This is a genomic window from Methylotenera sp. (genome assembly GCF_036401095.1).
Taxonomy (GTDB): Bacteria; Pseudomonadota; Gammaproteobacteria; order Burkholderiales; family Methylophilaceae; genus Methylotenera.
In genome coordinates, this window is sequence record NZ_DASWWA010000017.1 from 49,471 (window position 1) to 74,532 (window position 25,062).

Sequence of the window (25,062 nt, forward strand, 5' to 3'; positions counted from 1 at the left end):
AAGTGCCTTTAATCAAACCTAGATTAATCAATCTCAGCCTTTTGCTGTTGAGCCTTCTGACAGGCACGGCGCATAGTGCAACATTACTTGGCATCGTATCTGACAGAACCGCACCCGCCGCCGCTGAGGCAGCAAAGAACACGCTTGCCCAGCGCCCGGGTGACAAGATCATATTACGCTCACAATCACAAATGATGGCGGCAGACAGCCGTACGTTAAAGCGCTGGCTACAAGAGGCAGATGCTGTGTTTGCCGTAGCGCAATACGCAGAGTCATCTGCGCAACTGCAGCGAGCGCTTGATGCACTAAAATCTGACTCCGCCAAAATGCAGCCGGCTACGTTCATGGCGTTTAATGGCGATAGCGCACTCTCACTTAGAAGCCGCTTTAACAAAAGTGCAGTCAGTGATTTTTCTGAAGCAAAAGCACTGACACAAACACAGGAAAAAACGCCAGACGCACTTGTGAAGTCTGCACAAAAACACGCAGCTGCGGCAAAGTGGCTGGCCCTCAGCGACGTTTGGCAAGCTGGCGGTCAGGAAAACTTGGCCGCATTCATGGCGTACTTGCTCAGCGCACAGTCTGCAAAGAATAACGCGCTGTTGCCTACAGCCAAGCCCATGCCGCCCATTCGCTTACGCGTTAACGGTAAAGAGCTGGCAAGCGATCAAGTAACGTTCTCATCGCAGCCTACGCAAAACAGTAAAGCAACATTAGCGGTGCTAGATTTGAGCACCAGTGACCCTCAAGTTGCAGATGCAATTTGCGCACAAACCCAACAACAAGGTATCAACTGCGTTGCGGTCATGGCTAAGTGGGGTGACGCATCCAAGCAAGCCATAGAGAAACTACCAGCTATGTTAACCCCAGCCAAATTAGCTGGCCTAGTGGTGTTGCAAGACTTTGTGGTGGGGGCGGCGGAAGGACGTGAGTCTGTGACCACGCTAATCAAAAAATTAGACGTGCCTGTATTTAAGGCGATCAGACTCACCGACCGCAGTGCGACTGCCTGGCAGCTATCTGAAGATGGCCTACCTACCAACTCGATACAATATCGCGTCGCCATGCCTGAAGTGCAAGGCAGTAGCCAGCCGATGGTGGTGGCCGCGACGGGCGCGCCGACTATTGACAAGCTCACCGGTGTAGAGCTGCGCTTGCCGGAGCTGTTACCCACAGAAATCAAATCATTGGTCAGCCGGGTGACGAACTGGCATACCTTGCAACGTAAAGCCAATGCAGATAAGCGCGTGGCAATTATTTACTACAACCATCCACCCGGGCGCCATAACATTGGTGCGGACAATTTGGATGTGCCACAGTCGTTATTTGATATTTTGCACAGCATGCAAGCAGCAGGTTACCAAACTGGCGAGCTACCTGCCACGCACGAGGCCTTGCTCGATTTAATGCAGGATAAAGGCGTTAATCTGCCTGAGAACAATGAAGAGCTACACACCATGCTGCCTAAGGTAGCCACCATGGACAACACTAGTTATACGCAGTGGTTTAATACTTTGCCAGCCGTAGTAAAAGGTGAAATGGTACAAGGGCCATTAGGGCGCCTGCATGCTGAAATTGTGGCAGCACAGTCAGCTGGGGAGTTAACCATTGCACATAGCCGCCTGACTAAATCTATGCGCGAGCTGCGCCACCTAGTTGAGGGTGTTGATCACCCACAGCGTGCTGAAGCAATTAAATTATTGACTGAGCTCAATGACGGTTACGAAGTTTGCTTAAGCCAGCACAGCCCTTGTGCAGTGCTAGATGCATTAAAAACACGCATTGCCAATTTAAATATTGAAGGCTTGCGTGGCTGGGGACCAACGCCGGGCAAGGTTATGGTTGTGAACAAAAAAATGATGTTCCCGGGCATACAGTTTGGCAATGTGTTTGTCGGACCGCAGCCGCCACGTGGCTGGGAAGTTGATGAAGAGTTGCTGCATGCCAACACCACCATACCGCCGCCACATCAATATTTAGGTTTTTATCACTGGCTTAAAGATAACTTTAAAGCCGATGTGCTGGTGCATTTAGGCCGACATTCAACTTATGAATTTTTACCGGGCAAAGCCGTAGGTTTATCAGCAGAGGATTACTCACGCATTATTGCTGGTGACCTGCCCGGGCTGTACCCGTACATCGTGGATGGCGTAGGTGAAGGCACGCAGGCTAAACGCCGTGCGCTTGCGGTGATGGTAGACCATTTAACACCGCCACTGACCGCCACGCCGCTGTATGACCGCCTGCTCACGCTGCGCCAAGTGGTGGAGAGTTACGAGTCATCAAGCTCGGACACCATGCGTATTGCCTCTGCCAAAGAAATGCGTAGATTGGTAGAGATACTGGAGCTGCGTGCTGAGCTGGAGTCCAGCATGGCGGATGTACTAAAAGTACGCGGCATTAATTTTGAGCAGGCAGATGATGACTTATTAGCGCATGAAGTCGGCCACTACCTGACCAAACTGCAAGAAAAATTTATGCCGCACGGTTTACATGTGTTTGGTCGCCCTTGGTCCGACGCCTCATTGCAACTGATGTTAGATTCTATGGCGCAAAATAAGCCAGAGCATATTAGCGCTCAGATACGCGATAACTTAATCGCCTCGCCTAAACTGGAAATGCAAGCACTGCTGCATGGCTTAGACGGTGGCTTTATTGAACCGGGTAAAGGCAATGACCCTCTACGCTCACCTGAAGCGTTGCCTACTGGGCGTAACTTTCATGCGTTGGATGGTGACGTGTTACCTACGCCACTGGGCTTTCAGCTAGGCTATAACATGGCGGCCAACGTGCGTAACCGTGACGATATTAGCAAAAGCGAAGGCGTCATCTTATGGGCATCGGATGCCGTGCGTGATGAAGGCGTGATGGTCAGTTTTATTTTATCGCTGATGGGCATTACGCCAGAGTGGAACTCGCGCGGCATTGTGCAAAAAATGCAATTAGTACAATCGCCTAAATCAGACACCAAACGCTATGACGTTATCGTCACTACGTCTGGCCTGTTCCGTGACCTCTACCCTAACCTGATGCAATGGATTGATATCGGCGGCAGAATGGCGCTGGCCGCATCAGCAAACAGCATACTGCAAACTAACCCAGATTTGGCTACTGCGCTGGACTCAGCATTAAAACCGCTCGCACATAGTCCCCGTGGCAATGAATCCATGGCGACCAACGGTGTAGCCACGCATTGGGTAAAACGTACGCAAGCACTGTTAGCGCAAGGCATGCCAGCCGAGCAAGCTGGGCGTGAAGCAGCATGGCGTATTTTTGGTGATGCACCTGGCGCGTATGGTGCTGGCGTGAATAGCCTAGCGGAGCGCTCTGGCGCATGGCAGAACCGTAACGAAATCGGCCGCGCCTATTTGCAGCGCATGGGGCATGCCTACGGTGTGGACGCACAAGGCGAACCTGCGCACGTGGCCTTTGATACCTCACTACACAACATTGGGACCACTTACCACGGCCGCGCTTCTAATCTGTATGGCCTAATGGACAACAACGACGCTTTTGACTACTTGGGCGGTTTATCACTGGCAATTGAAACCATTACCGGCAACAAGCCACAAGCCCGTATTCTGAACCATGCAGACCATAAGGGCTTCACAGATGAGCCGCTAGAAACGGCATTACTGATGGAGCTGCGCGGACGTTACTTAAACCCGTCATGGATCAAACCACTGATGAGCCACGGCTATGCCGGCGCGCGCACCATGAACCAAGCCTTTATGGAAAACTTATGGGGCTGGCAAGTGACGCGCCCGGATATTATTAAAGACTGGGCGTGGAACGAAGTTAAACGCGTGTATATTGACGATGACTTAAAACTAGGCTTGAATCAATTTTTAGAGCAAGGCCACAACGCTCAAGTCAAAGCCAGCATGGTTGCACTAATGCTGGTGGCAGCACAAAAAGGTTTCTGGAAACCAGATACAGCTAGCACACAGCAACTCTCGCAAACGCTGGCCAAGTTAGTCATCAAAAACGGGTTGCCCGGTAGCGGCCATACTGCACCTAATCACCCAATGTGGAAGTGGATGGAGCAGCATTTGGATGCAGAGGATCAAGCAGACCTTGCTCGTGTGCTGGCCAAGGCGCGTGGCTATGATAAGCCGCAATCCGTCACTGAGACTTTGCATAACCCAGCACAAGTCACTCAGCATGAAGATGCTCCCCAAGCAGCGCAAAACAAAGCTAGCAACAAAACTATTGCACAGCAGGCTCAAGCCAGAAGCTCCCAAGTCAGTTCGGCTAAAACTGCACCAGAAACACCTATTAATAAAGCCGTGCGCGCTTATGAACTGACGGTAGAAACAGTGAAAGACAACCTCGCCTGGATGCTGTTACTCCTGCCTATTTTTGCGCTAGGGCTCTGGTTTGGTACACGTAAGCCTACTGCATAAATACCATCAAGATTATTATGGAAAAATCATATGTCTATTAACTTAAATTCGTTACATAGCGCCATTACCTGGCTGCTAGAGCCGGTGATTATCGTCTTAGTTGCGGCTGTGGTGATTGCCGTATTAGAGGCCGGCTTAGCCATAGGCGAGCGTTTATTTGGGCTAAAACAACTACGCAACGCTGGCGATCAGGCGGTGCTAAGGGTGGCACGCAAACGCCTGGAACGTGCGGACTTTTTAGCACGCATACCGCCTATGCTAGGTTTGATGGCAACCATTATCCCGTTAGGGCCTGGGCTTGCCGCGCTAGGCCAAGGCAACCCGTCAATACTTGCGCAGGCAGTGACCACCGCATTTGATGCCACTGTGTTGGGCTTACTGGCTGGCATTATTGGTTTAGTAATAGGTAAATGCCGCCGCCGCTGGTATGAGGATGTATTAGTGTCACTTGAAACAGAACAAGCGTAATAACCACTTAGATTATTCAGCCCTAACACAATCATGCAAAAAAAGCGCAGCCTAGACAGTCGTTTAAATGGTCGTTTTAACCACGAAGACGAAGATCCACGTGCCAGCCTAGTGAACTTGGTGGATGTGATGCTGGTATTTGCTTGCGGCTTATTGGCAGCACTCAGTGCCGGCCAGCAATCTACCCTCACCCGCCCACAAGAAGTTAATAAAGGGCGGGAAATTGACGCCCCGGCTAAGGGTGAGCAAAGCGCTGGTAATGGCTATGATGCGGTTGGCCAAGTGTATCGTGACCCGAAAACGGGCAAGTTGTTTTTGATTGAATCCACAGCAGATGCTGGCAAAGGATTAAAAGGTAAGCCGTAATGCAAGATTTTAGTTACCCAGACCATGAGAAAGAAGCGATTTATCGCGTCATCGCAGAGCGCCGTGATATGCGCCATTTTCTGCCCACCCCGGTTGACCCAGAAATACTGACCAAAATTCTGCATGCAGCGCACCACGCGCCAAGCGTAGGCTTAATGCAGCCGTGGCGATTTATCCGGATTACAGATATCAATACGCGCCGCCAAATCCATCAATTGGTCGATAAAGAGCGAGTTCATACTGCGCAAGCGATTGGTGATCATGAAAACACAGCGCGTATGGCTGAGTTTTTGCGCTTAAAAGTAGAGGGAATTTTAGAGTGCGGCGAGCTAATCGTGGTGACCTTATGCGATAAACGCGAAGAACATATCTTTGGCCGCAGAACCTTGCCGGAGATGGATATTGCATCTGTCAGCTGTGCGATACAGAACATGTGGCTGGCCTCGCGCGCTGAAGGTCTAGGCATGGGCTGGGTGTCTATTTTTGACCCTATAGAATTAGGTGCCTTACTCAATATGCCAACAGGTGCTAAGCCTGTAGCCATTTTATGCCTAGGCCACGTCAGCTCCTTTTACAAAGAGCCAATGCTAATAGAAACCGGCTGGAAACAAGCCAAACCGCTAGCGGATATGGTGATGGAAAATCAGTGGAAAAGTACAGAATGAACTACCCGCAACGTATCGTATGCCTCACCACCGAGCCCACAGAGGTACTGTACCTGCTAGGTGAACAAGACCGAATTGTAGGCATTTCCGGCTTTACCACCCGCCCCGCCATTGCACGCCAGGAAAAGCCAAAAATCGCGGCCTTTACCAGCGCTAAGATTGATAAAATACTAGAGCTCAAGCCTGATTTAGTAATTGGCTTCTCCAACCTACAGGCGGATATCGCGGCATCGCTGATTCGCGCTGGAGTAGAAGTGCATATCTTCAACCAGCGCTCCATTGCACAAATGCTTAACATGATTGCCACCGTGGGCAGCCTAGTTGGCGCTTCGGATAAGGCGTTTAAACTGATTGCCGAATTAGAGCACAAAATACAGCAGGCAAAAGATGCCGCATCTCAATTGCCAGCAAAACCCGTTGTGTATTTTGAAGAGTGGAACGACCCCATGATTTGCAGTATCAAATGGGCAGCTGAGTTGATTGAAATTGCGGGCGGTAAGGATTGCTTTCCGGAGCTATCGCAGTTTCATAGTGCAAAAGACAGAACGGTAGAATCAGCCCAAGTGCTAGAGCGCCAGCCCGACATCATCATCGGCTCATGGTGCGGTAAGAAGTTTCAGCCTGAGCAGGTGATTGTCAGAGAAGGGTGGGATGTCATCCCCGCCGTAAAAAATAGCTTAGTGTTTGAAATTAAATCAGCAGATATTCTGCAGCCAGGGCCGTCACTGATTACCCACGGCTTGCCACAGCTACAAGCTATCATCCAGCAATGGGCTGGACGCACGACAAGCTTAAAACAGAACAATAGGAACTAACATGGCAACACATCTTATTTTAGGCGGCGCACGCTCAGGCAAGAGCGCCTTCGCAGAAAAACTGGCTTTGGCATCCGGCCAGCCAGTCACGTACATTGCCACGGCACAAGTATACGATACAGAATTTGGCGTGCGCGTTGATCAGCACAAGACACGCCGCCCCGCGCATTGGACTACGGTAGAGCAGTCTTTTAACTTAGCAGAGGCATTGCAAACACATGCCAAGGCAGACAACTGCATTATTGTAGATTGCCTCACGCTTTGGCTGGCGCAATGCATATGCCCAGACTGCGACCGACCAGAGAATTTAGACTGGCAGCATGAGCGTAGCAGCCTGTTAGAAACCCTACCCAAGCTGGCAGGCACTGTATTATTGGTCAGCAATGAGGTGGGCATGGGCATTGTGCCCTTAGGTGAGATTAACCGTCAGTTTCAAGACGAACAAGGCCGTCTCAACCAGGCTGTTGCTCAGCATGTAGATAAAGTCAGCTTTATTGCAGCAGGCCTGCCTCTTACCCTTAAAGGGTAACTATTTAAAGGATAAATATGGAAACAACAACTTTTGAACTACAAGGTGAATTTATCGAACTTTGTAACCTATTAAAACTTGCCGGCATTGCTAATAGCGGCGGCCAAGGCAAAGTGATGGTGAGTGATGGCATCGTGCGGGTGGATGGTAATATTGAAACCAGACGCACTGCAAAAATACGCTCAGGCCAAGTTGTGGAGTGCTTAGGGCAAACGGTTAAGGTGCTATAAGCCTAGCTGATACATGCGCAGCATGTGACAGCTAGTGCAAACAATTGCCAGCAACCCCCTACGCCCATTTCCTACGAACCCTGCGCCAACCTAGCACGATACCGGCCACGGTGAGCAACACACCACCTGTCGACAGGATGAAAATGGTAATTCTACGTGCCAGCAGCCTGTCAGTTAATGGCGGAATATCCATACGATGCAAGCCATTAAACAGCCAGCGATAAATACGGCTGTTGCTATCTTGTGATGCCAGTATTTTAGTAGTGCGTGCATCAACGTAATAAGTGGTGTTTAAGGCATCTGCAAACGCAATACGTAATACCTGAGGTGTTGTTTGTGCATCCTGCTTGAAGTATAAATCACCGTTGCTAAGCCAGTGTGCAGAAGCTACCGCTCCATAGGCGCCAAGTTTACTCGCCTGAGCTTGCATTACTGCGGCGGAGAATGGCGCAACGGGTAGACCTGACTGACTATCAATCAGCGACTCTTGCTGTTCACTTCTCGCCAAAACATAAGTATTGCCGGCAAACTTTAGCCACTCGAACTCCTTAATACCAGTAGCCGTGCTATTGTCTGCAGCTGAAGGTAGCGGCAGTTTCATGTCTTGCACGGCGAGCTCGGCACCTGCCCAGCGTGCAGATTCTTCAGCACTCAATGAGCGATCTGAAAACCAACCGAATGGCGTTAAAGACAACCAGCCGCTAAATAACCATGTAATACAGAAAACACCCGCACTTAAACCGACGATATGATGCCAGCGTGCCCAGCCATGGTACGGCGTAATCCTGTCATGGCTATAGCGGCGGTTAATGCGTATGCGCTGCACACCTAGCCATAAACCTAAACTAGTCAGCACCACCCCGGCAAAGGCTAGCCACAGCACTATCTGCCGCCAAAGCTCATGCTCCATACGCAAAGGCGTAAAGTAAATCCAGTGAATCACCGAACCAAGCCAGTTCCACGCACGCTCAGTGCCTTGTGTATCCAGCACCACCTCACCAGTATGGCTGGAAACATACAGCTCAGTCGCCTCGGCATCATTCAGCGCCACTCGGTATAAAGGTCTATGCCCATTTAAACTAGAAGAAATAGACCATTGGTCATGACTCAGCAATAGCGTTTCCGTTACTTTGGCATGACCTTGAAATTGCCTAGCAGCGTTCACTGCTGCTGTGCTTGAAATTGGAATAGATGCACCAGAAATAGACTCATCTGGCGCAACATTGCAGGCATCGGCCCATATTGTGAACCATTGCCCCTGCTGCAAGAAATAGTAGGCTGGCCTATGCTCACGCATCGACAACCTGACGCGCTCAGGCTGACCGAGTTTTCCCGTTAGCGCCCATACCTGCGCTGCATCAAGTTTGACCTGTTGCAGCGCCAAATCGTCCAAATGAGTTAACCGCTCGGTTGAAGTCAGCTGCGGATAAGCTACAAACAACATCACCAAGCCAGATAAGAACCAGAGCAATACCAACAGCCCCAGCCCTATCCCTAGCCAGCGATGCATCAAATGTAAGTAGCGCAGCTTCATTTCAACACGTTACGGTTAATCATGAACAAAGCTACTGCTTAAAATGACAACTCAGCGGTCAGCTCGATACGTCTGGACTCACCTAAAATAAACTGCTGCGTATCATATGCAACCGGCGCATACAGCTTATTGGTCAAGTTACGTAAATTACCTCGCAGTGTAGCTTTGGGGTGAGCACGCCATGCCACGCTCGCATCATAAACCGTATAACCTTGCATTACAGAAGTGTTGGCATTATCCGCATAGCGCTTACCTACCATACGCGCACCTATGCCAGCCTCCCAGTTTGCTTGTTGGTAATAAACCCAGGCATTGGCAATTTTTTCAGGCACATCGGTTGGCGTTTTACCGGCACGAGAAACACTAACAGCAGGGTCACCCACAGATTCAACCAACTGATCGTAACGCGCATCAAGCAAAGCCATATTCAAATCAGTACGCCAGTGATTGACCGGGAACAAGGTGGCTGAGAGCTCAGCCCCGCGTGATGACTGCTTGCCGCCTTGCACTCTAAGCGTTGGGTTATTTGGGTCACGCGTAATGATGTCATCTTTCGCAATATGGTACACAGCAAAAGTCAGCTCGCCTTTACCATCAGGTAGCGCGTGTTTAATACCAAATTCAGTTTGCTGTGCTGAAGTCAGTTTAAACGCGCCATTTCTAGGTCTTAACGTAACAATAGATGAGACAGGGTCAGAGCCTTGGCTAAACTGGCCATAGAATGCGGTATTTGGCGTAGTTTGGTAAACCGCACCTAGCCTGTAAGAAAATGGTGAGTAATCTTTATCTGTGCTTGCCGTAGTCAGGCGGCTCTCATGGTCTACATTAATCCAATCCTGACGCAAACCTGCACTCAGCTTAAGCTGCTTAGTCACATCAAAGGCGTCTTCTACAAATAAAGACTGCTGTACGGTTTTAGATACAAAGTCTAACGCGGTCGGATCTATAGTTTGGAAACGTCCAGGATTAAAATTATGGATAGCAACATTACTGCTAGGGTCGTTGTCATTATAGAAGTTGTCAAAATATTTAAAATCTACACGCGCCACTTCATAACCTGCAGACCAACGATTTTTATGGCCAAAAGCATCTGCGATTGAAGTTAGCGCAAAGCGGTTACCAATTTGCTTCTGCTCATGCTTAATCTCCGTGTAACCAGAGCGGTCCACGGTATTGGTGGCGTTATCAATCGAGAAGTACTCTACATTGCGCCAATGACGGTGCGCATTAAACCAATAGCTCACATTGCTTAATTTAAGCGCATCCGATAACTCCCACTCAACTTTTGCACGCAAACGGTCTTCGGTGAAGCTTTGTTTATCATCGCTAATGTTGTAGTTTTCTTTACGTAAAGATGAGTCTATACGCCCATTACGTAGTGGAATACCAGTATAGCGGGTCGGTGACTCATCTGAATGGTCAAAGGTAAAGTTAATGCGCAGCTTATCTGTGGGCGTAAGCAGTAAGTTAGTCATGATTTTTTGACTATCATGCTCACCACGGTCTACATAACCATTACCAGCTGTGATCGAAGCATCTGCACGGAATGCGCCAATTTCACCCACAGCACCGGTGCCACCAACAGCGGCCCTATACTCACCGCGTGAACCTGTACCAACCAGTGCCTGCACTGAGCTGTCGCGACTAGGCGCTTTACGAATGCTGTTAACGATACCGCCCACTGTGCCATCACCAAACATAACCGAAGCCGGGCCGCGCAGCACTTCAACACGTTGGTAGCCCCAAGTATCTGATGGGTAAGTGAGTGTGCCTGCAGCAGTAAGCAAACGAATACCATCTTCAGCCTGCCCTACAGAATCGTTACCCGTAAAGCCACGTGCAGAGTAAGCCACGCCTGAACCAAGGTTGCTGATATCAGAAATACCTGTGGTGCGAGAAACCGCCTCGTGGATATTAATATCACCACGCATGCGGATGGTTTCTATCTCCAGTGTTTCCGTACTAGCTGGTACTTCAATCGCATTCAGGCCTAGCCTGCTCGCTGTGCTATTGGCTTGTTTAAGGTTAAGCGCGTTGCCGCGGACTAAAGTAGACTCAACACTCACCTCAGTGAGTTCTACTGCCGCTTCATCAGCCAAAGCCAGATGTGGTAATGCAGCCAAAACAGCTGCAGTGATTAATTGATGGCTTCTAAGCATTATTTTTATACTCCCTGATACTCATTCGAATCTACATGACCAACCGTCATGTACGTTTTGCAGCAACATTTGAATAGGAGCAGGACAGTATATATAGGCACACTAAGCATTTCTAAGCCGTGATGGTATGCACCTGCATACTGATTCATGCGTAAACGCATAGCAATATTGCTGGTGACGCAAATCAACCACGGACTTTGTATATGTACTGCTGGGATACTTGGTGAATATATTAATGTGTAAGCAAAACAATTATTTTGCCTTTTTACTCAGGACGCCCCGCCCTAACTCAAACATTACGACTACATCAAGGCAGGTCTCCTGACTCTCGGGTTACGGCCTGGTTCGCTGCCTTCCCAAATCTAACGACTCAGTGGCTAAGGGTGCGAACAGACTATCCGATTACAGTTGCGGGGGCAGTACTGGAATAAGCACAAAGACTTTTACGTCAAATGGCCGCACCAGATTCCCTATTAATCAACCAGAATGAAACTCTGGCTAAACCTCAATCGCCGCAGTTTAGATTTTTAGGGGGTTAAAGTCAAGTTTAGATAGAAATATCAAGTAGATGCGAGGCCTGATGCTATCTGTTTGCTGACATTAGGATTAGCGATAAAAAGTACCCAGTAGGTACTTTCTGCTTACAGTCACCAAGACAGGTGTAAAACCTCGCAATTAGATTAAAAACTAAGCTGGCAGGCTTGAATCAATTGGCAATCCGAGCGCGTTCCAATCCAAATGCTGCTCTACGCAATCGGCTAATCGGTTTAGCTCGTCGTTTTTAATTTGTTCATAATCAAAATGCTGCTCTGCTTGCAAGCCAGCCCATGCCAGCCAAGCCGCACATGCTTCTTTGTGGTCAAACAAGCCGTGTAAATAGGTGCCGGCAATTTGCTGGTCAGGCGACATTGCGCCTTCAGGGCGATTCTCAAGATAGAGTGCTGGCGTATTGAGTGCTGCGCCAGTTGTCACCCCCATATGGATTTCGTAACCAGCCACTTGTGCATCCGTAAACGCCAAATGCCCAGCAATCTGCTTCAACTGCTTGGTTTGTTCCAAAGTGGTTTCCATCTCTAACCAGCCGAAACCCGCGCTGGAGCCTGCATCGCCTTCTATGGCATAAGGGTCATGCAACACTTGTCCGAGCATCTGAAAACCGCCACAAATACCTAACACTTTTCCGCCATAGCGCAAATGGCGAGTGAGTGCTTGCTCCCATCCATTGGCGCGTAAAAAATCAAGGTCACCGCGCACATTTTTACTGCCGGGTAATATCATCAGATCCGCAGGTGGAATCTCTTCGTTAATTTTTACGAACTGAAAATCCACCTGAGGGTGCAAGCGCAGTGCGTCAAAGTCAGTGTGATTACTGATATGGGGAATCACTGGAACAATTACTTTCAGGCGTCCATTCTTGGCTCCTCCAGCTACCTGCTGGCTAACAGGTACGGAATCTTCCGCCTCAATATGTAAGCCATGCAAATACGGCAACACGCCTAATACCGGTTTACCAGTTTCCTGTGTAAGCCAGTCCAATCCAGGTTGCAATAGCGCGATATCTCCACGAAAGCGGTTAATCACAAAGCCAAGCACGCGCGCCCGTTCGCTTTCAGAGAGCAAGGCCATGGTGCCTACTATGTGGGCAAACACACCGCCGCGGTCAATGTCTGCAATTAAAATCACTGGGCAATCTACAGCTTCAGCAAAGCCCATATTGGCAATATCGCGGTCACGCAGGTTAATCTCGGCCGGGCTGCCAGCTCCCTCTACCACCACACACTGGTATTGCGACTTTAAGCGTTCCCAAGATTGCAACACGGCGCGCATGGCAGTTGGTTTGTAGGCATGGTAACCCATTGCCTCCAAGTTGCACGCAACCTTACCGTGCACAATCACCTGACAGCCAGTATCAGAGTTGGGCTTAAGCAATACCGGGTTCATATCGGTATGTGGAGCTAATCCACAAGCTTGCGCCTGCACAGCCTGCGCGCGCCCTATCTCGCCACCATCCACCGTCACCGCTGAATTTAACGCCATATTTTGCGGCTTGAATGGGGCTACTTTAACGCCTCTGCGATACAATACACGGCATATTGCAGCAACCAGCGTACTTTTACCGGCATCCGATGTCGTTCCCTGAACCATAAGTGATTTAAATGTCATTTGATTATTATCCCATCATCAGCACCTATAGCACAGCCCTTGCGGTAATCACGGCTGTATTATTAGATGCGCTGTTAGGAGAGCCTAAACGCTGGCATCCCCTCGTCGGCTTTGGCTGGCTTGCCTATAGGAGTGAACGGCTGCTCAATCAGCAGATGCCTTCCTACTCAGCGCGCTTGATCGGCTTAACAGCTTGGTTATTGTTACTGTTACCATTTGCCGCGCTAAGCTATGTGCTGACACTAGAGACATTGGTGGGAGCATCATTTGCATGGCTGGCTAAAGTCGTATTGCTTTACTGCGCTATCGGCGCACAAAGCCTCACCCAGCACGCGCACGCTGTGTACCAGCCACTGTCTCAGCACGATCTGCCGCAAGCCAGACACGCGATTAGCATGATTGTGAGCCGTGACACGTCACAATTAAATGAAACTGAAATTGCCACCGCCACGGTCGAATCGGTACTGGAAAATGGCAATGACGCAATCTTTGGCGCGATTTTCTGGTTTGTATTATTAGGCGGAACGGGTGCAGTGGTGTTCAGGCTAGCCAACACCTTGGATGCAATGTGGGGCTATAGAACCCCGCGCTTTTTATATTTTGGCTGGGCTGCCGCGCGTTTGGATGATATTTTAAATTTAATTCCGGCACGCCTCACTGCGCTAAGCTACGCCTTATGCGGCCATACCCGAACTGCATTAAAATGCTGGGTGGCACAATCTAGCACTTGGTACAGCCCCAATGCAGGGCCGGTCATGTCGGCAGGTGCGGGCGCACTACAGGTGCAACTCGGTGGCAATGCGGTGTATCACGGCACAGCCAAGCAGCGCCCCACCCTAGGCATGGGTACATTAGCCAATACGCAGCATATTTTAAGCGCTACCAACCTAGTCAAACGCAGCATGGTGCTATGGTGTTTAGTCATTATTGCGTTATCTATCTTGATACATATTAAAGGAAGCCTGACCCTTGCTTGAACATGGTGGCAACTTAAGCGCCGCTGTAGCGCAATATAAAATCCCGCTAGAGTACTGGCTAGATTTATCAACAGGTATTAACCCCTGCCATTACCCCATGCCCGAGATTCCAGCGCATATATGGCGCAACCTGCCAAACGACGAAGATGGGCTGATTGCAACTGCAGCGCAGTATTATGGCTGTCAATCGTTAATTCCAACCAGTGGCTCACAAGCGGCGCTACAAACCTTGCCCAAGCTTAGGCCGTTGAGCAAAGTTGCCATGCTCAACCCCATGTACCAAGAGCATGCACACGCTTGGCAACGCTGCGGGCATCAGGTAATACGCTTCAGTGATTTAAACGATGCAGACCTTATCAGCAACGCGGATGTGGTGTTAGTTTGCAACCCCAACAACCCAACCGGCAAACAGTTTGCACCACAAGACTTATTGCAGCTACATGCCACGCTAACCAAGCGCGGCGGATGGCTGATAGTGGATGAAGCATTTATGGACGCAACACCAGAATACAGCATTGCCCAGCACGCACATTTAGAGGGTTTATTTGTACTACGCTCTTTAGGCAAGTTTTTTGGGTTAGCCGGCGCCAGGGTAGGCTTTCTACTTGCGGCACCCGCACAGCTACAACAGATAAAAGAAGAGCTAGGCCCATGGACGATTGCAGGTGCCAGCCGCTACATTGCCATGCTGGCCCTGCAGGACTCTGCCTGGCAAAAAAATACCAGACTAACCCTGGCAAACAATAGCCTGCGTTTGGCAAGCCTGCTTACGCAATATGGTTTAAAGCCAACCGCGGGGACTGCGCTATTCCAGTATATTGCGACTGATGCGGCTAATCACCTACACGATAAGCTTGCAAGACAAGGGGTTTGGGTTAGAAAATTCATAGAACAGCCAGCATTAAGATTTGGCTTACCAGACGACAATCGCTGGCAACAACTGGAACAGGCACTGCAAAACCTGTAACACCTAGCATTGAGCAGACTTAGCTACAGCTGCCCTGTGCCAAGATTGCAAACATGCTCAACATCGCCTTAGCGGTTAACAAACTGTATCCTAGGCACGCTATCACTGAGGGTAATTTGTGTCACACTGGCGTGATCAATCACCAAGCGAAACAACCCTTTTAACGGCATATTCAAGGCATCCGCCAGCATGGCACGGATTACCCCACCATGCGTCACAACCGCGACATTTTTCCCACGTAGGCGGCAACTCACTTCTTCTGTGAACATTTTAGTACGCTCATATAGCTGGGTGAAGCTCTCACCATTAGGTGGCGACAGATGCGCATAATCATGCGCCCAAACATCAAATAGTTCGCGTGGGATACTATCCCAAGGTTGCATTTCCCAATCGCCAAAATGCAGCTCTTTTAACCGCACATCCTCTTGCACCTCACCCAAATTAAGCGCCTGCGCTAATTTAGTACAGCGCTGCAATGGGCTGGCATACACTGCATCAAACTGAATGCCATCCAACTTTGCGCTTAACGCACTACACTCTGCGGCAAAATTGGCCGAAACATCCACATCGCTCTGCCCATAGCAAACGCCAGATGCAATATCCAAAGAGGTATGTCGAATCAAATGTAAATTCATAACCGCGAGCTCATAGCTGCTGCGCCCACACCAGCAAGCCCAAGTAAAAAGCTAATTCAGTCATCTGCTGCATCGTACCTAAACAATCGCCCGTATAACCGCCAAGCCAGCGTTTAATTTTATTACGCCACCACACCCAAACACACACCACCGGGGTTAAGCAACAGGCAGCAAGCAACAACCAGTCCGTAACATTCAACAGCACAGGTGAAAAATTCCAATACAGTAGCGGGATCGGTGCTAGGCCAAATATCACAGCAAGCAACAAACCCGACGCCTTCACTTTAGTTGCCAGCGGCTTTGCCTTACCACTCTCTCGCACATAATCTAAATCTGCCATCACCAATAACGCACATAATCGGCTAAACGCATGGCCAATCACTAACACAAACGGTAAAAAGTAAGCAGGCAGTGCATTGAGTAGCTGATACTTCGTAAACAGCGCTAAAAACAGGGCAATCGCACCATAAGTCCCGAGCCTGGAATCTTGCATAATGGCCAGTATGCGCTCGGTATCCCAACCGCCCCCTAAACCATCTGCACTATCGGCCAGCCCATCTTCGTGAAATGCACCAGTAATATAAATTGTCATCGCCATGCTAACCAGCACGGCAACACTCGATGGCAAGAGCTTACTCGCAAGTGCAAATGCACCAGCCCCGATCAATCCGACAAAAATCCCCACTAATGGAAAATATTTGGCAGCGCGATTCAAATCATCCGGATGAAAATCGCCAAATACTGGGATAGGCAACCGCGTAAAGTAGCCAACCGCTAACAACATATAGCGCCGCTCATTACGCAAGAAAGTGATCACGCAGCATCCTCAGCAGTACTTACACCAGCACTTTCAAACGAAGCCATCTCGTTCATAAAGTTAACCGCAGCCTGTACCAATGGATAAGCCAAGGCCGCCCCAGTGCCCTCACCAAGACGCAAACCAATATCTAGCAAAGGTGTAGCCCCTAAGTGTGCCAACAAGCGGCGGTGCCCAGCCTCACCAGAGCAATGCGTAAATACACAATATTGCAGAATATTCGGCTGCAACTGCGCCGCCACCAACAAGGCAGCCGTTGCAATAAAACCATCAATTAACAATACAGCCTGCTGCTCAGCAGCTCCCAACATCGCACCAGCCATCATTGCAATCTCATAGCCGCCGAAGGTCGCCAGCACATCCAGTGCATTGTCCCCACCCATGTCATGGAAATCTATGGCCTGTTTAAGGATGGATAACTTCTGCGCCAGCCCAGCATCATCTAAACCAGTGCCACGCCCCACACACTCCTCAATCGGTATACCGCACAGCACACTCATCAAACAGCTGGCTGACGAAGTATTGCCTATGCCCATCTCGCCAAAACCAAATACATTACAGCCAGAGGCTACTTCCTGCCTAGCGAGCGATGCTCCGGTTGCCAGCGCTTGCTGACATTGCGCAGAGGTCATTGCCGCCTCTTGCAAGAAATTAGCGGTACCCGCCGCCACTTTGGCATGAATCAAATCTGTGTGCACATCAAAATCATGGTTAACGCCAGCATCAATCACCCGCAAGCGCATATTATGCTGACGCGCAAACACGTTAATAGCCGCGCCTCCCTGCAAGAAATTCAGCACCATCTGCGCAGTAACGGCTTGCGGATAAGGACTAACCCCGGAGTTGACTACGCCGTGATCCCCCGCAAACACCATTAATGTGGGGTTAGATAGCTGCGGCGTCAAAGTTTGCTGTATCAAACCCAACTGCAAAGCAACCGCCTCAAGCTGCCCAAGCGCACCTAGAGGTTTAGTTTTATGATTAATTTTATCAACAAGCGCCGCCTGCAACGACTGACTCAATGACCCGATTTTTGGTAAATTTGTGTTTAAATTCATAGAGAAAGATTTTACATGAGAGCAACCTAGATATCACGCAAACCATATACAAACTTTAGTATTAAAAATAAATATACAAAAACATGAAAATATCTTTGTCAGATTCCAATTTAGTTTGCTATAATGCGCGCCTTGCAGCGATTAAACCGAACGCTGTAGCAGTAAGAAAGGCCGGGTAGCTCAGTCGGTAGAGCAGCGGATTGAAAATCCGCGTGTCGCCAGTTCGATTCTGGCCCCGGCCACCAGAATACAAAAGGGTTTAGCTTAGGCTAAGCCCTTTTTCATTTGGTGAACGTGACTAAAACGTGACAATTCAATCACGTTATCTTCTGAAGCCAAAAAATCAATCCGACTTGCTGCATTTGCCAGATGTTCAGTAGCAAACTTAGCGTATCGATCGACCATTGACCGCGTTTTCCAACCTCCCAGTTCTTTCAGCTCATCACAACTGGTGCCAGCTTGACGATGCCAAGAAGCCCAAGTGTGACGCAAGTCATGAAATCTAAAGTCTTCTAACTCTGCTTTCTTTAACGCTGTAATCCAAGCTGAGTTCGTTATGTTGTAACGAATCGGCTCACCGTTATAGGTAAAACAAAATTTCGAATGCTTTCCGACTTGCTCCTGAAGAACAGCAACAGCACTTCTATTTAATGGAACCCCTCTCGGTGTACCGTTCTTAGTTTGATTCAACCAAGCAGTGTGTCTACTTAAATCCACCCTACTCCATTCCAAACCAAGAATTTCCCGAGCGCGGCACCCCGTCGCTAAAGCAAACTTCACCACAGCCGCCAGATGATCAGGACAAACAGCGATTAGCCTATCTGCCTCATCTCTAGTCAGCCATCGATCACGCTCCACCTCACCCGATAACAAACGAATTTTAGGGATATGATCTATCCACTGCCATTCATCACGAGCCATCCGCAATAAACTGCGTAATGTCGCTAAGTAACGATTAACGGTTGCCGCTTTGTTTCCTTTTTTAAATTCACCTTGAATCACAGACCAAACCACGTCACCGTTGATCTGGTTTAGCATCAAGTCACCTAAATAAGGATGCAAATTACAACATATGCGTTTTACGTCACGATAACTTCTGAGCGTTGCTTTAATTTCGAGATACCGAACAACAGCTTCTTTCCAAGAGCGATGGGACTTAATACCAAAATTCACTTCCTTATACGAATCCAGCTTTAATTTAGCTAAATACGCTTCGGCTTGCGCTCGGTCTTCAGTCCCAGAACTCTGGCGTACTCTTTTGCCGTTTGAGAGTGTTGCATTGATCCACCAATAGGGCGAATCACCTCTCTTGTAGATTCCGGTTTCACGGGCCATATAAACTCCTCTCCGGCCCGCCCTCGCTGCTTATATTCCTCCAACCAAAGATCCAAGTCAACTTTGTCATATACCAGACGGCGACCAAACTTCACCGCTGGAATATCAAGTTCACTCAGGAGCGTGACACCTATTCCTAGGTAACACGCAGCTTCTTCCTTAGAAAGACAACGTACAGCAGGCAAGGGCAGATCGTTATCTTTCATTGTTATTCACCGTTAGAGGCTTTGTTATAAGCGTCACGCATAGCGCGCACTTCTTCATCGATATAGGCTTCGTTAATCTCAGCGTTAATATCAATCGTATTAAAGGCTTTGGCTTTTAAACCTACCTTTTCTTTAATGAGTGCTTCAAAGGTTGTGCCTTTATTCATCGATTGGTTATTGATGTGATGCCCTAAGTCTTCAAAGAAGGGGTGAATCGCTAACTCATAATCGGTGTAACTTTCAGCAGCCATCCATGTGGTTAATGCGCTAAAAGCACGATCTAATGCAGCTTCTTTATTAGGTGCGCGTGTGGTGTTAAAACGGGGTTGTAATGCGCCTCCGTTAGTTTCCCAATCTAGCGAGGAGAGGACAGCCCATAACGGATGAATAGGCCAGCGTGAGCGGGTTTGATCGTCTGGATTAGGGATAGACAGCTTTAACCATTCGGTTGTAGCGTAAGACCACAAGCCGTTAAGGTTAGCTAATACTTCCGTGAGTTTAGATAGATTCTTCTGTACTAGAAATTGACGCTTAAATTCAAACTCCAAACGCCAGATCGGTTCACCTTGTTGCCAGTTAGCTTGTTCCCATAATGGGAGTAAATAAAACTTCTTACTTTTATCAATCTCAAATAGCTTGTCATAAAGGCGACCAGCCACCACACCACCCAAACCAACAGACCAGCCAGTGAAGTGACCATCAATAGAATAAGCATTGATAGATTCAGCGTGTGTGATCCATGCTTCACGATGCCATGACTCCATATCCTGATGTGAAACAAAATCGACAAACATATCAACACGACTCACGTTTGCGGTTGATTCTAGTGCGCCTAATTGTGACAGTATCGTTGATAGACGATATTCTGCATCTTTAGGGGATAGATGGGTTAGGTACTCACTAGATAGCTTTACATAGGCCATTGGTACAGCTTTGTTAGGGCGTGATAGCTGAATACGAAAGGCGTTATCTTCCAGTACATAACTAAACATGGAAGTGCCTTTGTCTTTGACCTCAAATAGATGATCACCTAGTTTGAGTTGTGCTTTGGCTTGCTCTTGGGGATTATCGGATTGGGCTTGTTTCTTTAACTGGATCAGTTGCTCATGGATCTCTGGGTGTAAGTTACCTTGATAAGACAGATACAAACTATCAATACCCCATCTTAAAAACTTAACTTCATCTTGGTTAATGCTGTTATTAGTAGCTGTGTTACTAGGCACCGCTACTGCATCACGGTCTCCGTCCTCCACGCTGACGCGTGTGCGGGCGGGATCCCTTGATGCAGTTTGGTTGTGTTGTGTATCTTGCTTTTGATTTGTCATATCCATTCCTTTGGAATTTACCAGCAAGCCGATTTGGCGATCTGGAATGGATATCTATTATTTACATTTAGAAGGCTAGCTCCATGCAGTGAAATTTAATTTGAGTGCATTGACACCCCACCTGTTTTTTGCCACTTACGATATTCTGATAACCTTTTAGTCAAATATCCAACGTCTTCGATTCTGTTTTGATATCGATCTAAACCTGCTTGATCGCAAATATCCAAAATCTCTTTATGCTTCAGATCATTCAGCCACATAAACGAGTCCAATATTCCAAAAAGCATGTATAGCGCTGGGTAGTGAATTCTTCCACGAATTGGCGAATTAGACTCACGGTAAGAAATTTGGGATAGAAAGTCAGTGTCACGCTCATATTGAGCCTTAAATTTTCGATCCCTGAAATATGGATAATGAAGTAAAAGCATGCGATCTATTTGGATAGCTTTTAAAAATGCATCATCATCTCCAGCTATAGCTTTGGGCACTAAAGTGGTTAGTCTTGCTCCATGCACCATTAGGGATAACGTATTGAAAAAACTGCTAAATGAGAAGCACCAGAAGTATGCACCTTGCTTCTCCAACCTCTTACGCTCTTCTTCTGGTAACTTATCACCAGCCTCCCTTGCCAATTGCCATTCTTCAGGTGTGCTTGGAATTTCAATAGCATTAAATGCCTCAGCTAAGTCGTTACTCTCTGGATTAGCTATGTCATCTAGCCATTCTTGTCGCTCAGCTTCGGTCGCAGTCTCAAGATCATCACTTAACTCTTTGAAGCCCTCTTCACCAAACAACGTCAGTAACAGCGCTCTTCCAATTTTTCTTTCATCGTCATACATTAAGACGTATTTGCCAAGATTATTTTGGATATTTACTATTTCCTGATCTGGAAAGCTTTGACCTTTACCCTTCTGAAGCTCTTGTAGATGCCCAGCATATTGAGGGGTAAGGTGTATTGCTGCCTTAATAGCTAGGTTTTTCCTTGGTCTGATAACCATTTTCCACGTTGCGCTATCAGTTAAGTTGCATCAGCTGACTGCTGTAGGGTAAAACTTGCGTTAATCTTGTTTATGTATTTACTGATAGAGTTTCTTGATGATTCATCATCAGACTTTTCACGCTTGCTCCACTCATGTTCAATTAATGTATCTGACTCTCCTGAAAAGGAGATTTTTACCACTTTTTTGGTCCCCCCCTCTAGTTCAAAGTCGACTATCCCAAAACAAGAACTAGCCACAAGATATCCTTGAGCGTACGCAGTCGAGTCGGAGTAATCATCCTTAAATATTTTCTCTAAATCGGCTGGTTTAGTAAGGCGCTTTGCCTCGACGATTGCTTTAAGTGCGGCAAGCCCAATAATGCTAGATACGGAAAGAAATTGCTGAATTTGATTAGTTTGCAATTTAGCTTCCTGTTCGGCCTCTACTCCAGGTGTTATTTGGCTAACACTCTTCCCAAATATCTCATTACGCAGAGAGTCGATCTTTACTGGTAGCATCTCCACTGTACCTGCTATATGGGTAGTACTAGTACTTAAATCGTCGATTGTTGAGCGAAGGTTACCGATAAGTGAGTGGAGTTCTTCATTTCGACTTCCAGCTTTTTCTTGTAACTCTTGGCCTTTTGAGAGCAATTCCTTAAGTTGAGAACCAACATCTTTCATCTCATAAGCCGCGGCTTGGACAGAGCCCAAAGAGCTATTCGTTGAATTGCTGCTAATAAAACCATAAATAATTGCCAGCACACCAAGAACGAGTGAGGTAATTGTTGCAGATACGCTCAAGTACTCAGTGAAACCATCCAATTTTGTCCAGTCTCGTGTGGCCATTAAAATTAGGCTGCCAATCAGTATCAAGACAATATAAAAAAAATGTAGGCGCGTTAATGATAGTTTTGTTTCGTATGTTTGCTCCTCTTGCTTTTGCATTGATTCCCCCGACGAATTGATGATGAGACTGATACACAGACATTTTAGCCCTAACTACCAAGCTTAGGCGAGCATTGACTCCAAGCAACAAGCGAGCCAGTCAACATAGAGATTCATAGCTCCATCATATCAGCTACTTGGTAAATAAACCAAGATGGAATAAACACTTTTAGTCCTCATAATTACACTAAGTGGAACGTGACAATTTTGTCACATTTTGACGAGTCTAAACGAGTGAAGGCGGGCCTAAAACAATATATAAATGATGATTTTTAAAGTTGAAAATCCGCGTGTCGCCAGTTCGATTCTGGCCCCGGCCACCAGAATTTAGAAAGCTCACAAAAATGTGGGCTTTTTTATTTTCTAGTCGACCGTAGCCAAATCGTAACCACTAAACACTGCATTAAGTCGTGAAGCTGCATGCTCAAGATTATCTGGTGCCACATGCGCATATCGCTCTACCATTGAAGCTGTCTTCCAACCACCCAATCTCTGAAGCTCATGTGTTGGCGTTCCAGCTTGCCTTTGCCAAGTTGCCCAAGTATGCCTTAAATCATGCCACCTAAAATCTTCAATTCCAGCACGTTTTAAAGCATTTTTCCAAGCCTTGGTGTTCGCAGCTACAAAAGGCCTTCCCAAATAAGTAAAAACCCTTTCAGGATGATTTCCTAATTGTTGCTGCAAAACCTCGATTGCTACATTGTTCAAAGGTATCGCTATTGGTTTGCGATTTTTAGATTCATTACCTTTAACCCAAGCATGCTTTAGATCAAGATTCACTTGCGCCCACTCCAGCTTAACAACGTTACTCAACCTTAAACCTGTTGTTAAAGCGAAAAGCACTGTTGATCGCTGATGCGATGGCAATTCATTTAACAAAGCTTTTGCCTGTTCAATGGTCAACGAACGTTCACGAACATTACTTTCTTTAAAGAGCCTGATCTTTGGCGTTCTTTCAATCCACTCCCATTCTTGGCAAGCTCGAATAAGAATAGAGCGAATTAACGCCAAGTAACGATTAACCGTAGCCTTTGAAGCCTCCTTGAGTTTTTCAGATCTAATCTTATCAATACAATCTAAATTAACCTCTTCAAGCATTAAATCACCAAGAAATTTATCAAGCCATTTCAGCTTTGATACATCTTCGTGATGAGTTGCTTTGTCGGATGTCTCATTTAACCAGCGAATAACCGCTTCCTTCCAAGAGTGGCGTGTTTTAAGACCTAACCGCTCTTGCTCCCATAACTGCACTTTTAATTTGTCATGGAACTCTTGGGCTTCGGCTCGGTTTGAAGTCCCAGTGCCTCTTTGTACTTTCTGTCTACCGACATTAATTTTGACCCACCAGAAGGAAGAGTCTTTGCGTTTGTAAAGTGACATAATGTTTCCTTTCGTTCACCTTCCAACGCTCGCGACTTATATTTTGCTCGTATGTGTTCAATCAAGTCAACCTCCAATAGAACCCATTCTTTGCCAATTTTGGCACCAGAGACTTCACCAGAATTAAGCATTTTAATGAGTGTCACTGGGTGTATTCTCAAGAAAAGCGCAGCGTCTTTAACTCCGAGAGTTTTCATTTTTTGGCTTTTGATTGATTTAAAGCATCCATACATATTTTCTTGATGTCATTAGGGCGCGGACTGGGAAAATCGTTTTCAGCAATTATCTGGAAAAGTTCTAATCTGAGCTTTAAAGGCAAGTTAGCCTTATCTCGACTGTTGAAAGAATCAACAAAACGTTGCCCAATCACTTTTCTATATTCAAAATAAAATTGCTTGATCCAATATGCCAGCATATCCATTTTCTCTAGAGGATGCAGTTGCGCAATACTTTCTGGAACTTCGAATTCGACATCATTATCCGCACAATCAATCATCAGAGTTTTAATTTTATTCATAGACATTTTCCAAATCTCCTCGAGTTAAGAAATTTAATTTTAGTTATCTGAAAAAACTGAGTGATAAAAGATAACAACCAAATTGGCTATCTATAAATTACTAGTGTCGAGAATACAGCCGACCAAATAGCCTCGTCACTACCTTTAGCGGTAGTGACGAGGCTGAAAATCAGCCGACGAGGCCGGTTATGTCAGCCTCGATGGCGGACATAACCGGCCAATGCGATTTCTCAAGCGCAATATACAAAAGTGACAGTGCAAAGTGATGGGGTGTTGACAGAAAAAAAAATTACTTTAAGATTGGACGTAAGTAGAAATTATTTAACGCTTCTACATAAAAAATTAACCGTCGTTAAACGGCGATAGCGTTCTCGAAAACGCATTTCAAAATTTAGACTTCACGTCTACCTCAGATCAAAATCTTATTTTGATCAATCTCCCTAAATAAATCCGTCTATAAAATCCGGTCAATATTGATTTATTGATGTGCATTAGTTTTTCTTAAAACTTTATGTCTGTTTCTAGTTGTGTTTAATAGAAGTATTTCAAAAGGCTCTTTGCCATTCACACATAGCCTGAATGC

At 47.2% G+C, this 25,062-nt stretch carries 23 protein-coding genes, 1 tRNA gene and 1 riboswitch; of the genes, 10 read left to right on the forward strand and 14 right to left on the reverse strand.

Annotation, left to right across the window (positions count from 1 at the left end; genetic code table 11):
- The first annotated feature begins 2 nt into the window (after positions 1-2).
- The 7 genes from VGD82_RS10045 to VGD82_RS10075 are packed head-to-tail and all read left to right on the forward strand — an operon-like array spanning position 3 to position 7,479.
- A complete protein-coding gene (locus VGD82_RS10045; protein ID WP_331020257.1) occupies positions 3-4,406 on the forward strand; it encodes a cobaltochelatase subunit CobN in 4,404 nt (1,467 codons plus the stop codon).
- 30 nt (positions 4,407-4,436) lie between these two features.
- Positions 4,437-4,874: a MotA/TolQ/ExbB proton channel family protein gene (locus VGD82_RS10050; protein WP_331020258.1), complete on the forward strand. Its 438-nt coding sequence runs from the start codon at positions 4,437-4,439 to the stop codon at positions 4,872-4,874.
- Between the two features lie 33 nt (positions 4,875-4,907).
- Entirely contained in the window at positions 4,908-5,240 is a 333-nt protein-coding gene (locus VGD82_RS10055; RefSeq protein WP_331020259.1) for a DUF2149 domain-containing protein, read from the forward strand.
- Positions 5,240-5,905 carry a 5,6-dimethylbenzimidazole synthase gene (bluB, locus tag VGD82_RS10060; protein WP_331020260.1) on the forward strand — a complete coding sequence of 222 codons (666 nt, stop codon included), beginning with the start codon at positions 5,240-5,242 and terminating at the stop codon, positions 5,903-5,905. The genes VGD82_RS10055 and bluB overlap by 1 nt, the downstream gene beginning before the upstream one ends.
- Positions 5,902-6,720: a cobalamin-binding protein gene (locus VGD82_RS10065; protein WP_331020277.1), complete on the forward strand. Its 819-nt coding sequence runs from the start codon at positions 5,902-5,904 to the stop codon at positions 6,718-6,720. The genes bluB and VGD82_RS10065 overlap by 4 nt, the downstream gene beginning before the upstream one ends.
- Before the next feature lies 1 nt (position 6,721).
- Complete coding sequence (cobU, locus tag VGD82_RS10070; protein WP_331020261.1) at positions 6,722-7,249, forward strand: bifunctional adenosylcobinamide kinase/adenosylcobinamide-phosphate guanylyltransferase; 528 nt, start codon at positions 6,722-6,724, stop codon at positions 7,247-7,249.
- A 17-nt stretch (positions 7,250-7,266) separates the two neighbouring features.
- On the forward strand, positions 7,267-7,479 hold the full coding sequence (locus VGD82_RS10075) for an RNA-binding S4 domain-containing protein (RefSeq protein ID WP_331020262.1): 213 nt from the start codon (positions 7,267-7,269) through the stop codon (positions 7,477-7,479).
- A gap of 58 nt (positions 7,480-7,537) precedes the next feature.
- Here the strand turns inward: VGD82_RS10075 and VGD82_RS10080 are convergent, their stop codons facing one another.
- The 3 genes from VGD82_RS10080 to VGD82_RS10090 form a co-directional block, all read right to left on the reverse strand.
- Positions 7,538-9,013 carry a PepSY domain-containing protein gene (locus VGD82_RS10080; RefSeq protein ID WP_331020263.1) on the reverse strand — a complete coding sequence of 492 codons (1,476 nt, stop codon included), beginning with the start codon at positions 9,011-9,013 and terminating at the stop codon, positions 7,538-7,540.
- Between the two features lie 38 nt (positions 9,014-9,051).
- A complete protein-coding gene (locus VGD82_RS10085; protein WP_331020264.1) occupies positions 9,052-11,172 on the reverse strand; it encodes a TonB-dependent receptor in 2,121 nt (706 codons plus the stop codon).
- A gap of 292 nt (positions 11,173-11,464) precedes the next feature.
- A riboswitch (cobalamin riboswitch) is annotated at positions 11,465-11,695 on the reverse strand.
- Positions 11,696-11,859: 164 nt separating this feature from the next.
- Positions 11,860-13,317 (reverse strand): cobyric acid synthase, encoded by a 1,458-nt coding sequence (locus tag VGD82_RS10090; protein ID WP_331020278.1) that lies wholly within the window; start codon positions 13,315-13,317, stop codon positions 11,860-11,862.
- A gap of 11 nt (positions 13,318-13,328) precedes the next feature.
- Between VGD82_RS10090 and cbiB the strand changes: the two genes are divergently transcribed.
- Positions 13,329-14,312 (forward strand): adenosylcobinamide-phosphate synthase CbiB, encoded by a 984-nt coding sequence (gene cbiB, locus VGD82_RS10095; protein ID WP_331020265.1) that lies wholly within the window; start codon positions 13,329-13,331, stop codon positions 14,310-14,312.
- Positions 14,305-15,279: a threonine-phosphate decarboxylase CobD gene (gene cobD, locus VGD82_RS10100; RefSeq protein WP_331020266.1), complete on the forward strand. Its 975-nt coding sequence runs from the start codon at positions 14,305-14,307 to the stop codon at positions 15,277-15,279. The genes cbiB and cobD overlap by 8 nt, the downstream gene beginning before the upstream one ends.
- A gap of 68 nt (positions 15,280-15,347) precedes the next feature.
- Here the strand turns inward: cobD and cobC are convergent, their stop codons facing one another.
- The 3 genes from cobC to cobT are packed head-to-tail and all read right to left on the reverse strand — an operon-like array spanning position 15,348 to position 17,789.
- Positions 15,348-15,914: an alpha-ribazole phosphatase gene (gene cobC, locus VGD82_RS10105; RefSeq protein ID WP_331020267.1), complete on the reverse strand. Its 567-nt coding sequence runs from the start codon at positions 15,912-15,914 to the stop codon at positions 15,348-15,350.
- Positions 15,915-15,924: 10 nt separating this feature from the next.
- Positions 15,925-16,731: an adenosylcobinamide-GDP ribazoletransferase gene (locus VGD82_RS10110; RefSeq protein WP_331020268.1), complete on the reverse strand. Its 807-nt coding sequence runs from the start codon at positions 16,729-16,731 to the stop codon at positions 15,925-15,927.
- Positions 16,728-17,789: a nicotinate-nucleotide--dimethylbenzimidazole phosphoribosyltransferase gene (gene cobT, locus VGD82_RS10115; RefSeq protein ID WP_331020269.1), complete on the reverse strand. Its 1,062-nt coding sequence runs from the start codon at positions 17,787-17,789 to the stop codon at positions 16,728-16,730. The genes VGD82_RS10110 and cobT overlap by 4 nt, the downstream gene beginning before the upstream one ends.
- Before the next feature lie 169 nt (positions 17,790-17,958).
- Between cobT and VGD82_RS10120 the strand changes: the two genes are divergently transcribed.
- Positions 17,959-18,034: transfer RNA gene (locus VGD82_RS10120), tRNA-Phe, on the forward strand.
- Between the two features lie 19 nt (positions 18,035-18,053).
- On the opposite strand, the gene VGD82_RS10125 is transcribed toward VGD82_RS10120, so the two are convergent.
- The 8 genes from VGD82_RS10125 to VGD82_RS10155 form a co-directional block, all read right to left on the reverse strand.
- A complete protein-coding gene (locus tag VGD82_RS10125) occupies positions 18,054-19,106 on the reverse strand; it encodes a site-specific integrase (protein ID WP_331020279.1) in 1,053 nt (350 codons plus the stop codon).
- A complete protein-coding gene (locus VGD82_RS10130; RefSeq protein ID WP_331020280.1) occupies positions 18,992-19,330 on the reverse strand; it encodes a helix-turn-helix domain-containing protein in 339 nt (112 codons plus the stop codon). Before VGD82_RS10130 ends, VGD82_RS10125 begins: the two co-directional genes overlap by 115 nt.
- Positions 19,331-19,332: 2 nt before the next feature.
- Entirely contained in the window at positions 19,333-20,655 is a 1,323-nt protein-coding gene (locus VGD82_RS10135) for a replication initiation factor (protein ID WP_331020270.1), read from the reverse strand.
- A gap of 95 nt (positions 20,656-20,750) precedes the next feature.
- On the reverse strand, positions 20,751-21,653 hold the full coding sequence (locus VGD82_RS10140; protein ID WP_331020271.1) for a hypothetical protein: 903 nt from the start codon (positions 21,651-21,653) through the stop codon (positions 20,751-20,753).
- A gap of 20 nt (positions 21,654-21,673) precedes the next feature.
- Positions 21,674-22,582, reverse strand: coding sequence for a hypothetical protein (locus VGD82_RS10145; protein ID WP_331020272.1), 909 nt, complete (start codon positions 22,580-22,582; stop codon positions 21,674-21,676).
- 363 nt (positions 22,583-22,945) lie between these two features.
- Entirely contained in the window at positions 22,946-23,917 is a 972-nt protein-coding gene (locus tag VGD82_RS10150) for a tyrosine-type recombinase/integrase (RefSeq protein WP_414684499.1), read from the reverse strand.
- Positions 23,836-24,195, reverse strand: a complete 360-nt coding sequence (locus VGD82_RS13050; RefSeq protein WP_414684498.1) for a helix-turn-helix domain-containing protein — start codon at positions 24,193-24,195, stop codon at positions 23,836-23,838. Before VGD82_RS13050 ends, VGD82_RS10150 begins: the two co-directional genes overlap by 82 nt.
- Positions 24,156-24,479: a hypothetical protein gene (locus VGD82_RS10155; RefSeq protein ID WP_331020274.1), complete on the reverse strand. Its 324-nt coding sequence runs from the start codon at positions 24,477-24,479 to the stop codon at positions 24,156-24,158. Before VGD82_RS10155 ends, VGD82_RS13050 begins: the two co-directional genes overlap by 40 nt.
- Positions 24,480-25,062: the final 583 nt, after the last annotated feature.